Origin of the sequence: Desulfovibrio sp. (assembly GCF_009712225.1) — a bacterium.
Classification (GTDB): Bacteria; Desulfobacterota; Desulfovibrionia; order Desulfovibrionales; family Desulfovibrionaceae; genus Desulfovibrio.
In genome coordinates this window covers 301,220-312,692 of sequence record NZ_WASP01000010.1, presented here as the reverse complement: position 1 = coordinate 312,692, position 11,473 = coordinate 301,220, and the positions used below count along the sequence as shown (strand labels likewise).

Annotated in this window: 11 protein-coding genes; 3 read left to right on the top strand and 8 right to left on the bottom strand. The window is 53.4% G+C overall.

What is annotated here, in order from left to right; genetic code table 11:
* Window positions 1-903 precede the first annotated feature (903 nt).
* Together F8N36_RS13675 and F8N36_RS13670 are read right to left on the bottom strand one after the other, a co-directional pair.
* Window positions 904-1,788, bottom strand: coding sequence for an AraC family transcriptional regulator (locus F8N36_RS13675; RefSeq protein ID WP_291333373.1), 885 nt, complete (start codon window positions 1,786-1,788; stop codon window positions 904-906).
* 123 nt (window positions 1,789-1,911) lie between these two features.
* Window positions 1,912-3,045, bottom strand: coding sequence for a DUF362 domain-containing protein (locus F8N36_RS13670; RefSeq protein WP_291333372.1), 1,134 nt, complete (start codon window positions 3,043-3,045; stop codon window positions 1,912-1,914).
* 496 nt (window positions 3,046-3,541) lie between these two features.
* Here F8N36_RS13670 and F8N36_RS13665 point away from each other — a divergent pair, with 496 nt between their 5' ends.
* Together F8N36_RS13665 and F8N36_RS13660 are read left to right on the top strand one after the other, a co-directional pair.
* The gene (locus F8N36_RS13665; RefSeq protein ID WP_291333371.1) at window positions 3,542-4,081 is read left to right on the top strand and encodes a flavin reductase family protein; all 540 of its coding nucleotides are present in this window, start codon (window positions 3,542-3,544) and stop codon (window positions 4,079-4,081) included.
* A gap of 42 nt (window positions 4,082-4,123) precedes the next feature.
* Window positions 4,124-4,621, top strand: a complete 498-nt coding sequence (locus F8N36_RS13660; protein WP_291333370.1) for a nitroreductase family protein — start codon at window positions 4,124-4,126, stop codon at window positions 4,619-4,621.
* 104 nt (window positions 4,622-4,725) lie between these two features.
* Here the strand turns inward: F8N36_RS13660 and F8N36_RS13655 are convergent, their stop codons facing one another.
* The 4 genes from F8N36_RS13655 to F8N36_RS13640 all read right to left on the bottom strand — a co-directional run bounded on the left by F8N36_RS13655 (window position 4,726) and on the right by F8N36_RS13640 (window position 8,463).
* A complete protein-coding gene (locus tag F8N36_RS13655; protein WP_291333369.1) occupies window positions 4,726-5,391 on the bottom strand; it encodes a type 1 glutamine amidotransferase domain-containing protein in 666 nt (221 codons plus the stop codon).
* A gap of 63 nt (window positions 5,392-5,454) precedes the next feature.
* Window positions 5,455-6,039 carry a TetR/AcrR family transcriptional regulator gene (locus tag F8N36_RS13650; RefSeq protein WP_291333368.1) on the bottom strand — a complete coding sequence of 195 codons (585 nt, stop codon included), beginning with the start codon at window positions 6,037-6,039 and terminating at the stop codon, window positions 5,455-5,457.
* Window positions 6,040-6,296: 257 nt separating this feature from the next.
* The gene (locus F8N36_RS13645) at window positions 6,297-7,118 is read right to left on the bottom strand and encodes a phosphodiesterase (RefSeq protein ID WP_291333367.1); all 822 of its coding nucleotides are present in this window, start codon (window positions 7,116-7,118) and stop codon (window positions 6,297-6,299) included.
* Between the two features lie 4 nt (window positions 7,119-7,122).
* A complete protein-coding gene (locus tag F8N36_RS13640) occupies window positions 7,123-8,463 on the bottom strand; it encodes an MFS transporter (RefSeq protein WP_291333366.1) in 1,341 nt (446 codons plus the stop codon).
* A gap of 240 nt (window positions 8,464-8,703) precedes the next feature.
* Here F8N36_RS13640 and F8N36_RS13635 point away from each other — a divergent pair, with 240 nt between their 5' ends.
* Entirely contained in the window at window positions 8,704-9,870 is a 1,167-nt protein-coding gene (locus F8N36_RS13635) for a LacI family DNA-binding transcriptional regulator (protein ID WP_291333365.1), read from the top strand.
* Between the two features lie 118 nt (window positions 9,871-9,988).
* On the opposite strand, the gene F8N36_RS13630 is transcribed toward F8N36_RS13635, so the two are convergent.
* The gene (locus F8N36_RS13630) at window positions 9,989-10,555 is read right to left on the bottom strand and encodes a YqiA/YcfP family alpha/beta fold hydrolase (protein ID WP_291333364.1); all 567 of its coding nucleotides are present in this window, start codon (window positions 10,553-10,555) and stop codon (window positions 9,989-9,991) included.
* 307 nt (window positions 10,556-10,862) lie between these two features.
* Window positions 10,863-11,417, bottom strand: a complete 555-nt coding sequence (locus F8N36_RS13625) for a septal ring lytic transglycosylase RlpA family protein (RefSeq protein WP_291333363.1) — start codon at window positions 11,415-11,417, stop codon at window positions 10,863-10,865.
* Window positions 11,418-11,473: the final 56 nt, after the last annotated feature.

The window sequence follows — 11,473 nt, the reverse complement described above, 5'->3', positions numbered from 1 at the left end:
TGCTCCAAAGCCCCTTGCTGCTCATAGCGCAAGGGGCTTTGTCTTTTCCCCTTCCATCCCGACACTACGCATTGCCCCCCCCTCATTCTGTTCTTCCTCAGCATGGCCTCGCTTCTTCTTCTTCTTCTTCTTTCCCTCACCTGCCATCTCTTGACGTTCCCCTTTGATAGCTGCCGTTCAGAACCTGTCAGGGGCTGATTTGCGCAAACCGTTTTTATCGCCCTGAACAGCATCAGCGCAAAACTCTTGATGCACATGTACCTGAGTACGTTGCGCTCGAAATTCCACGCGTTTTTGTCAGGACGAAAAACGTATCTTGCTGATCCCCTCGATATTTGCAATCGCTACCGCGTATGCTCCGGCGAGTCTGTGGAAGGTGACTCCACGACACGCTTCTGACCTCATCCGTTGAATAACAGGGACAGTCCAAAATTGATTTCTGAGCTAACCCTCTGACCTGCTTCATGGTGAACACTCAACCACTGCTAAGCGGTATGGTTGGGTGCCGAGCTGTTTGCGGCTGGTGGAACTAACTTTGCGTTTCTGTGGGGTGAATTTGCTTGACCGAGGGGAAGTCTCATGGTGGTGGTTTTGACCCCAGTCAATTTAGGGGCTGGGACTTGTCCATCATTGAGGCATGTTCCAGTTCTCTGTTCTTTGGAGAGGTCAGCTGCCCCGGAATTTTTCCAAGGTTCGGTCTGTGGCATTTACATTCGAAGAAGGGGGAACGCCTTACTGGGCGCAGAGAAGAAGGAAGAGGAGTTCCCGCAGCTCAAGCTGCGGGAACAAGTCATTTCGTGGAAGATGAGCAGCTTTTGAAGAGCCGTTGGTGTGCTGAGGAGTCAGCTTGACTAGCTTCCATTAGGCCTCATTTGTGCCGCATCTGGAGGCTGTCTCGCTCTCTCAGGTCGTTCTGATCTCCCGCTTCACATCCGCAGGGCTTTCGCCAAAATACCGCTTAAATTCCCTGCTGAATTGCGATGGGCTCTCATATCCAACCTCGCTGGCAGCCAGATTTGCACGCATTTTACGCTGCACAATGAGGTCGCGGGCCTTTGCCAGCCTGATTTTTTTGAGGTACTGCAGGGGGGAATCTGCTGTAATATCCTTGAATGCTTTATGAAAAGCAGATGTGCTCATGTGGGCCGATACTGCCAGTTGCTTGATATCAAACTTGTCCTGATAGCTGCGTTCCATCAGACCTATGGCGTTCATGACCTGAGCCATGGTTCCGTTGCCCCGCGCCGCAGAGAGCAGCACTGGGGCCTGACTGCCACACAGCGCCCGATAGTGAATTTCACGCACAAAGGCAGGCCCAAGAATGCGTGTTTCCTGTTCTGAGCGGTGCACCTTGAGCAGCCTGATGGTGGCGTCCTTCATTTCTTCATCCATAATGGACGGTCCGATGGCCAGCTGATAGTCGTTGGCTGCGTTGACATGCAGATCGCTGTGCAGGTCAACCTGCCGTATGAGGTCGTTAAGCTGCACCAGGTCGATATCGATAAACATGCCCAACAACGGTTCATTGCCATTGGGGAAGGATTCGCACTCAAAGGGCATGGATATCGAAGTTACAAGATAATTGCCCGCGTCGTACCGAAATGTCTTGCCGCCCAGATGCCCCAGCTTGTAGCCAGAGGCAACAATGCAAATGCCCGGCGTGTAGAGCAGGGGTTTGCGGCGTGTCTGCTGTGTGTTCTTGAAAAAACGAACGCCCCTGAGCGGGGAGTTTACTGAGCCGCCGTCAAAGGTTGCAAGTTCTTCCAGCAGTTCGGCCATGTCGGACATGGGAAATTCCTTGTGTGAAGTTGTTTGCCGCCAGCTGTTGCTGGTGATGCTGAAACATTGACCGTTTGCCCTGCAAACAACAATGGCCGGAAAACAGGCCGGCCATTATTGTCTTTGAATGCACTATTTCACGACGATAAGCTCGTACTCGCGTGTGCCGAGGCCGATCTTTTCCGCGTGTTCGAGGCACGAGCGCCATTCTGATTCGGGGCGCGAGTTTTTAAAGTGGTCGTGGTGGTCCACAAAACCCTTCTTGCCCAGATTTTCCGCCAGTTGGCTGCCCGGCAGGGGCTTGGCTTTCATGCAGGCGTCCACACAGGCCTGGTCCAGGGCAAGCGGATCAAACGAGGCAAACATGCCAATGTTGGGCAGAATCGGCACGTCGTTTTCGCCGTGACAGTCGCAGTTGGGTGATACATCCACGATCAGTGAAATGTGGAAGTGCGGGCGTCCGTGCACCACAGCCTTTGTATATTCAGCCATTTTGTAATTGAGCATTTCAAGGGCGGCGTTAAAGCCAAAAGAAATGGCGTCAAAGTTACATGCGCCCAAGCAGCGGCCACAACCAACGCAGTTGTCATGATTGATGACGGTTTTCTTGGTTTCGGCATTGAAGTGCAGTGCGTTGTTGGCGCACTGTTTGATACATGCCTTGCAACCCACGCACAGGGCTTCGTCGATATTGGGCTTGCCGTTGCTGTGCTGCTCGGTCTTGCCAGCTCGCGAGCCGCAGCCCATACCGATATTTTTGATTGCGCCGCCAAAACCGGTCATTTCATGACCCTTGAAATGGGTGAGGCTGATGAAGACGTCGGCATCCATGACGGCGCGGCCAATCTTGGCTTCTTTCACAAATTCACCGCCCTCAACGGGCACAAGGGCTTCGTCCGTACCCTTGAGGCCATCGCCAATGAGAATCGGGCAGTTTACCGTAAGGGCGGTAAAACCGTTTTGCCAGGCGCATTCCAGATGCTCCAGCGCATTTTTGCGGCTGCCGGGGTACATGGTGTTGCAGTCGGTCAGAAAGGGCTTGCCGCCCAGTTCCTTTACCGTATCCACCACGGCCCGGGCGTAGTTGGGCCGCAGATAGCTGATATTGCCCAGTTCGCCAAAGTGCATCTTGACGGCCACAAAGCGGCCCTTCATGTCAATATTGCCTATGCCCGCCTTTTTGATCATTTTTTTTAGTTTGGTCGGCAGGCCGTCGCCAAAAGCCTTGGTGCGAAAGTCAGTAAAATACACCTTTGCTTTTTCCATGGGTACTTACCTTTGCTGGTTAGCAGTATAAAAATCGTACGGAAATTTTGTTGCACAATAAAAAACAGCAACAAAAAATTGTTATCGGGCAGAACTGAAACAAAGAACAGCTTTGTGCAGGGCAGCTGACATATGCCGCTGCAAAATGCCCGTATATGCGCCCCAACGGTCATTGATCACGCGGGGGATGCAACTTTGTATATCTTTTACTCTTGCTTGGTGGCTGTTCGCTAGCACAATTCTCCAATTTACTTGCCTGATTTTGCAAAAATATCATGCCATGACCTGCGTCGCGGGTTGGTCGGTCACCCGTTGCGACTGTCGTCACTTGACTTAATATATGACCGGTCTAATATTAAGTCGTCTGGTTGGCAATAGCCATATCAGGCAAATGAAATGAGGCAGTGATTTTAGCCAGTTGGAAGAGTTGTACCCACTCTGGGTTTGCCCTCTGGCACAACCGCATAAAAAATAATCAAAGCAAGCGAAGTGAGTCATGGAAAGAAAAAAAATTGAAGTTGCCGATTACGCCAAAAATATTCTTGAAGCCCTGCCCAAGGGTATTTTGCTCACCTCCAAGGCTGGCGACAGGGTCAACAGCATGACCATCGGCTGGGGAACCCTTGGCATTGAGTGGTCAACCCCCATCTTTGTGGCCTTTATTCGTGAGCACCGATTTACCCGTGAACTGCTCGACAAAAATCCCGAATTTACGGTCAATATTCCTTTTGGCGATTATAGCAAAAAAATTCTGGGCATTTGTGGTACAAAATGTGGCCGTAACCTTGATAAAATCAGGGAGGCCGGGCTTACGCTGATTGATTCAGAAATTGTTTCCGTGCCTGCGGTCAAAGAACTCCCCCTTACCCTGGAATGCAAAATCGTGTACCAGCAAAAGCAGGAGCTCCCGGCCCTGATCGAAGACTACAGAACAAAGTGTTATCCGCAGGATGTGGACGGTTCGGCGGTGGGCGCAAACCGGGACGCACACATTGCCTATTATGGCGAGATTGTCAGCGCCTATATTCTTGAATAAAAATGTTCCAAAGGGTTACGACGCAACCAGCAGGAGGATCATATGAAAGAGATATTCCACAGGGTCAGCGTGCGTAAGTTTGAAGACCGCCCCGTAGAGGACGAAAAACTGGAAAAGGTACTGCGCGCCGCAATGGCCGCGCCCTCGGCTGGGAACCAGCAGCCCTGGGATTTTTATGTGGTGACCTCCAGGGAAAAACTGCAGGCCCTGTCGCAGATAAGCCCTTATGCGGGCTGTGCGGCACACGCCCCCATGGCTATTGTGACCGCCTACCACGAGGACGGCTGCCGTTTTCCGCAATACGCGCAGATTGACCTGGCCATCGCCATGGAAAATCTGTGGCTGGCCGCGCAGTCTGTGGGCCTGGGAGGCGTATGGCTTGGCGTTGCCCCCGAAGAAGACCGCATGGCGATGGTGGAAAAAATTCTGCCCATAGAGGCTGGGCAACGCGCGTTTGCCATTTTTCCCATGGGCTATCCGGCTGAAGAAAAAGACCCACAAGATCGATTCAAGGCCGAGCGCATCCATTACATAAGGTAACCTGAGACATCATGGGCTCGCCAGCATGCTGGCGGGCCTGAATACAAAAAACCCGACTGCCCATAAATTGGGGAGCCGGGTTTTTCAATTGTCGCTTGCAGAATCTAGTGCAGGTGCTCAAGCACTGCGTGGGCAATGGCCTCGCTGGAGGCAGGGTTTTGCCCGGTGATGAGGTTGCCGTCCACCTCCACATGCGGAGCCCACTGGGGGCCGCCAACAAAGTTTGCACCTTCGGCGCGCAGGGTCGTTTCAAGCATGAAGGGCACGACCTTCTCAAGCTGCACGGCTATTTCTTCTTCGTCAGTAAAGGCCGTGATGGTTTTGCCCGCTACCAGCGGAGTACCGTCGGGCTTCTTTGCGCCCACCAGGCCAGCAGGGCCGTGGCACACGGCTGCAATAATCTTGTCGGCTTTTGTAAAGTCGAGCAAAAGGCGCTTGAGCTCTGCATCGGTGGCAAAATCCATCATGGTGCCGTGCCCGCCGGGCAGAAAAATGGCATCAAATCCGTCGGCCTGAATATTCCTGAGCGGAGCAGAGTTTTTAAGAAGTTCCATGATATCAGGCCATTTGGCAACCGAGGTATCGTCAAGGCTGTGCGGGTCAATGGGCACCGCTCCGCCCTTGGGGCTGGCAACCGTTATGGAGGCACCGGTTTTTGCCAGAGCAAGATACGGAACCGCTATTTCTTCAAGCCACACGCCTGTTTTTCTGCCATTTGTAAGGGCATCGGCGCTGGTGGTAACCATAAGTATGTTTTTTTGTGCGTTCATGGTCATTCTCGTTGTGTATGTGTTGCATGGGTTGCCGCGCGATAGTGTGGTGCGGCGTAAAAATTACCCTGCTGTTAAAACTGTTGTGAACAGTATGCCAACAAACTGCTTAAGCGGCTCTGGCGAGCGCATTACCTTGGCGCGCAGGATTGCTCCCTCCCAGCCTGAAAGCAGGAAACTTGCCAGCTTCTGGGTGTCCAGCCGGGGATTGAGCGAGCCAGCCTGCTGCGCCTGCTGCAGGCAATCGGCAAAAAGCGCCAGCCAGTCGTTAAAAACTTCGGCCAGCCTGTCCCTGAAGCGTTCGTTCTGGTCGGCCAGTTCCTGACCCAGATTGCCAATCAGGCAACCTTTGGAAAAATTCTCCTGGGTCAGGTGTTCTATGCTGTGCTCCAGATAGTTGCGTATACGTTCAAGCGGCTCAACGTTATGATCGTCAAAAAAACTGCGTAGCTTTTGCGCGTATCTTTCAGCAAAAAGGTTGATAACCTCGATGCCAAAATTTTCCTTGGAGCCAAAATGGTGATAAAACGATCCCTTGGGTACGCCAGCGGCCTTGAGAATAGACTCGATTCCGGTAGCATTAAACCCAGAGATGGCAACCATATCAACGCCAGTTGCGATTATTTTATCCCGTGCATTTTCTTTCATGACTTAATAATTAGACCGGTCGTCTAGTGCTGTCAATGTCTGCGAACACCGGAATTTTTATGCGACGCCATTCCTCCAGCTCAAGCAGACTGAAATGTATGAAATATAATTGCGGCTGAGCTTGTAGCCTGCGCAAATATTTTGCAGAAATCAGAGGGGCAGCCCTGCAAGATCGCACCGAAAAAACATGGCCGGGGCTGCCAACATGGTATCGGCAGCCCCGGCCAGCTAGAGTGGGGTGTTCATGTCTGGAGATATTACTGCGTGGGATTCACCGAACCCGCAAATGGGTACGGGCCTGCAAATGTGGCTTGCACGGCAATCTGGCAGATGTGCGAATTCCACACGCCCTTGTCAAAATGGTGCAGCAGGTAGCCCGGTGTTTCCATGCGGAAGGTATCGCCACCCTCGGCTGAGAGATCCAGGTCTATCTGCATGGATACGGCAGGGGCTGTCATGGCAACGCTGCCCTGCCACATGGTCACTATGGGCCGGTGCATGTGCCCGAAACACAGGCGCAGCTGCGGGTTGCTGCTGACAATCTGCGCAAACCTTTCCACATTTTCAAAGGGTTCGTCCATGGCGCCCATGCCGGTGACAAAGGGCGGATGGTGCATGAACAGCAGGGTGGGCGTTTGCGGGCGTTTGGCCAGTTCGCGTTCAAGCCAGTTGGCAGTTTCCTTGTGGCAGTGGCCGGAATGCGAGCCTGGGCTCATGCTGTCCATCATGATCATGCGCAGGGCGTTGTGCTCAACTGTGTAGCAGAGGAAGGGCGCAATATCCTGCATGGCGGGGCACCACTGTGGCATTACCGCCTGCATGCGGTCGCGCCTGTCGTGGTTGCCGGGCACGGCGTATACGGGCAGCCCCAGGGGGGCCAGTTCGTCGTGCAGAATGTGGTATGCGTTCAGGTCTCCGCTATCGGCCAGATCACCCGTGATAACAATTGCATCCGGCTTCTGCACAAGATTTTTCAGGTGTGCAGCGGCCTCGTCCAGGCAGCGCCGGGTATCAACCACACCAAAAGACAGGCTGTTGTCGCCTCGCAGGTGCGTATCTGAGAGTTGCAAGATTCGCATGGCGTTAATCCTGTACGGCTCCTGCTGCCTGTGCCGCCCTGTTGTGGCGCGCCTGGATGGTAAAGGCAGAGAAGGCACTGGTTGCAGCTGCAATGAGCACAAATATGCAGATGTAGAAGGGGTCGCCATCCTTCCACTGGATAAGCACTGTGCAGAGCCCGGGCACTATGCCGGCAACCAGAAATCCGGGGAACTGGTAAACTATGGAAATGCCCGTGTAACGGACCTTTGCGGGAAACAGATCAGAAAAAAGCGCTGCTTCAGGCCCGAAAACACCCGCATAGAAGATGCTCAGCGGAATTGCAATGGCTACACCGATCAGGAACATGCTGCCGCCACTGTTCTGCATAAGCCAGAATGAGGGGAATACAGAGATGCCGCAGGCGAGGCTGGCGAGCCCATAGATGCGCCCGCGGCCAAAGCGGTCAGCCAGACGACCCGCAATAAGAATGAAGGGGCACATGAGCAAGGCGGCAAACATTACGGCCGTAAGGGCCTCTGTGCGCGAGGTGTGCAGCTGCTGCACAAGGTAGGTGATGGAAAAGACCGCCAGCACGTTGAAGAACACGCCGTCAATCCAGCGGGCGCCCACCCCAAGAGCAATATTGAGGGGATAATTTTTGCAAACGGCAACGATGGGCAGGGTTTTTTTGCTGGTCTCGCCGTCTTCCTGAACCTTGCGGAATTCGGGCGTTTCAAGAATGTGGGTACGCACGTACAGGGCAATGCCAATAAGCACCACACTCACAAGAAAGGCAAAGCGCCAGCCCCAGGCAAGGAACTGCTCGTTGTCCAGCAGCCACGACAGCAGGGCCACCATGCCAGAGGAAAGGCACAGGCCAGTCGCAAGACCCATCTGGGGAATACTGGCGTAAAAGGCCTTTTGGCGCGGGCTTGCATATTCATATGTCATAAGCACAGCGCCGCCCCATTCGCCGCCAAGGCCAAGGCCCTGACACAGGCGCAGCGTCTGCAGGATGATGGGCGCGGCAATGCCTATGGAGGCATAGGTGGGCACAAGGCCGATGCCTACCGTGGCTACACCCATGATGAGCATGGTGAGTATGAGCATGCGTTTGCGGCCAAGCTTGTCGCCGTAATGGCCAAAAATAAAACCGCCAAGGGGGCGCGCCAGGTAACCAATGGCAAAGGTGCTGTATGCCATGATGGTTCCCAGATAGGGGTCAGAAGTAGGAAAGTAGAGTTTGTTGAAGACAATGCCCGCAACAACGCCGTAGAGGAAAAAATCGTACCATTCAATGGTTGCGCCAAGCAGACTGGCAAGAACAACCTTGCGCATTTCGCTTTTGGAAGGAACGTATTTTTGCTTTGAGCTTTCGTCCATGCAGACACCCTCCGTGGGCTGCTTTCCCGCCTTATTGTGAGCGCGGCTTTTATTAAAAATTTTATTCAATTTTGCGAGTTTTTGCTAATATAGATTATTTTTTTAAATTTTTTTAATTACCTCCAGTTGAAAATAGCGTTGATTGGTGCTAAATTTAAGGTCAGATAGCATGTAGAAAAATTTTATGTCAATTGAATATTTATTAAATAAAAAATAATTCCTTTGACGTTCAAATAATTGATGAAGGCCTTCAAGCTGGTTACCATACGTCTGCGTTTTGGAACCTTGATGGCCGAACAGGAGGCTTGGCTTATGACGGCAGGGACGGGTAACGGCCAGAGGATCAGGCACACTGCCGCTAAAAAAGTTACTTTGGCTCATGTTGCCAAGGCCGCAGGAGTATCGCAGGCCACTGTGTCAATGGTGTTGAACGGGCGGGAAGGTGTTTCATTTGCAGATGAAACCATTGCGGCCGTCTTTTCTGCGGCAGAGAATCTGGGCTATCGGGGCGGGCGTAGGGCTTTTGGCGGGCCCAGCACACCCTCGGTGCTGCTTGTGGCTCCCAACGTCACCAATCCCTATTATTCCACTGTTATTCAGGCCATTCAGCAGGCTGCCGGGCTCAGGGGGTATGCCACCTGCATCTACACCACCTACCGTAGCCTTGAAAATGAGCTTGAAGCCTTGCAGTTCGCGCGTAGCATGGGTATGGCAGGTATTATTTTTGCCATGCTGGCCCATCCGGAAGAAGTGCTGGAAAAAACCGACCGCAAACTGCCCATGGTGGTGATTGGCGACAGGCGGCAAGATCTGAGCGTGGATACCGTTGAGCTCAACAACTACGATGCCGGCAGCCTGATAGCGCGTCACATGCACGATCTGGGGCACAAGCATCTGGCCTATATTTCAACCACGCTAGACGAGGCAAACCCCATCCGCACGCAGCGCCTGCAAGGCCTGCGCGATACCTTTGGGCAGCTGTGCCCCGAGGGCAGCGTGCAGGTCAAAAGCCGCGATATCAGCCCTGAAATCGAGCTGGAAAATGTGCAGATTGAGCACCTTGTGGGGCGGGAGCTGGCACGCAAATGTCTGGACGACAAAAAAATTACCGCCTTTGTGGCGGTAAATGACATGGTCGCTTACGGGGTTATTGATGCGGTGCGCGAGGGCGGCTATTCCATACCCGCCGATTACAGCGTGTGCGGTTTTGACAATATTTTTCCATCGGGATTTGCAGGCATAGACCTGACCACGGTCGAGCACTACATGCGTGACAAGGGGCGTAATGCCCTTGAAATTTTGCATAATAAGATCAGGGGTACTGCCTCTGACCGCAATATTACGCGTGTGGAATACAGCCATCAGCTGATTACCCGTGCCTCCACCGCTCCGCCCCGCGCGGTTTAGAGTAGAGCGGGCAGCCCCCCGAGAGCATTGCTCACGTACAACAGAATAAAACCCCCGGCATGACCGGGGGTTTTCCTTTATTATGCAGGCGGTGCCGCCTCATATGCGTGTTACGGCTTTAGCCCAGGTGCAGCCACCTGTTGAGGCTTGCCTGCATGACCGCATCAATGGATTCTATGCTGTGGGCGTCATCCGTTTCGTGGATTATGGCGTGGTTCTGCCAGTACTGACGGCCTTCTTCCGGATCAAGCGTGGTGTCGTTCCTGCCAATGACCACAAGGCGCTCAATGGGGGCCGCGCGTCTGTCACAAAAATTCTGGTAGCTGTTGCAGATGGTCTCGGTAAATTCCCAATGGCGGCCAGAATGAAAGTAGGTATTGCGTCCCAGAAACTGCCGCAAACTTTGTGCTGGCCGGATGGCGGGGTTGATGAGCATGCAGTTGGCTGAAAACAGCGGGGCGACCTGCGAGGTATAAAAGCCTCCAAGCGACGAGCCCACAAACACAAGCGGCGTGGTGGCGGCTGCCTTGAGAAGCTCAACCTGCTGGCACAGTAGAGTCATGTTGTCGGCAAACAGCCCTTCGGAAGGGTATTCCAGCGCCTGGGCATCTGCAAAAAGAGCCTTGAGCTTGTGATAGGTGTTGCTGGCGGGGCTTGAATTGAAGCCGTGGATGTACACGAGCATTACTGGCTCCTGATGGCGGCTGCGGTTGTTGAGGTTTGCCGGTCATACGCTGTTGCTGACGGGGCTTCCGCTCTTGCTGTGGGTGCAGGCCCGTGCAGGGGGCAGTGGGAATGCCCGATGGGCAATGCATACAGCGCTTCTGGCCAGAGAATAACCGTTTCATTTTACAGCGCAATACAGGAAGCCCCTGGTCCCCGTGGGAACCAGCAAGGCGGCCATTGTGTAAAGGATCTGTTCGGTACTTGAGCTTGGACTGCAAACGAATCTGCGCACGCGGTATTACCCTGGCTCAATGGGCAGACGCGCGTTATTGCTTGCGGGCAGAATTGTAGGCGTACGAGGCGGGCAGGGCGACAATTTCAAGGGTAACTGTGGCGCTGCCCTGCTCGCGCATGCCAATATCCATGGCAGCCTGACGCGAAATATCAATGAGGTAACCTGGCGCGGGGCCCCTGTCTGTTATCTGTACCACCACTGATTTTTTGGTTTTTTTGTTGGTGACCTTTACCAGGGTGCCAAAGGGCAGGGTTCTGTGGGCGGCAGTATGCTGGGTGCAGTCAAAGGTTGTGCCGCTTGCGGTGCGTTTGCCGTGAGCGCGTATGCCGTACCATGCACTGGTTCCGGTAAATTTTTGGCCCACAGCAAACTGGGTTTCGAATTTTTCAGATGTGGTTTTGCCCTTGCGGGCGGACGACTCACCAGCGTGAGCCGGTACGGCTAGCAGGCCGAAACAGAGTGATAAAAGGATAAATATTTTTGCAGCATACGGCATGAAGCCTCCTGTAAAGCACTGGCGAGAAAACCCCTGTTCAATCTGGGGCAGAATGGCGCGAGCCAGCAGATTGCTGCCAGCTTGGGTCACGTAAAGTCCATCCTTGGTTCTCAAGGCTGTTTGTTTAAGGTTGCTCGCAACAATGA

Coding starts and splice junctions, on each gene's coding strand:
- F8N36_RS13675 (WP_291333373.1), bottom strand. CDS start 1,788: ATGTCCGACATGGCCGAACTGCTGGAAGAACTTGCAACCTTTGACGGC.
- F8N36_RS13670 (WP_291333372.1), bottom strand. CDS start 3,045: ATGGAAAAAGCAAAGGTGTATTTTACTGACTTTCGCACCAAGGCTTTT.
- F8N36_RS13665 (WP_291333371.1), top strand. CDS start 3,542: ATGGAAAGAAAAAAAATTGAAGTTGCCGATTACGCCAAAAATATTCTT.
- F8N36_RS13660 (WP_291333370.1), top strand. CDS start 4,124: ATGAAAGAGATATTCCACAGGGTCAGCGTGCGTAAGTTTGAAGACCGC.
- F8N36_RS13655 (WP_291333369.1), bottom strand. CDS start 5,391: ATGAACGCACAAAAAAACATACTTATGGTTACCACCAGCGCCGATGCC.
- F8N36_RS13650 (WP_291333368.1), bottom strand. CDS start 6,039: ATGAAAGAAAATGCACGGGATAAAATAATCGCAACTGGCGTTGATATG.
- F8N36_RS13645 (WP_291333367.1), bottom strand. CDS start 7,118: ATGCGAATCTTGCAACTCTCAGATACGCACCTGCGAGGCGACAACAGC.
- F8N36_RS13640 (WP_291333366.1), bottom strand. CDS start 8,463: ATGGACGAAAGCTCAAAGCAAAAATACGTTCCTTCCAAAAGCGAAATG.
- F8N36_RS13635 (WP_291333365.1), top strand. CDS start 8,704: ATGAAGGCCTTCAAGCTGGTTACCATACGTCTGCGTTTTGGAACCTTG.
- F8N36_RS13630 (WP_291333364.1), bottom strand. CDS start 10,555: ATGCTCGTGTACATCCACGGCTTCAATTCAAGCCCCGCCAGCAACACC.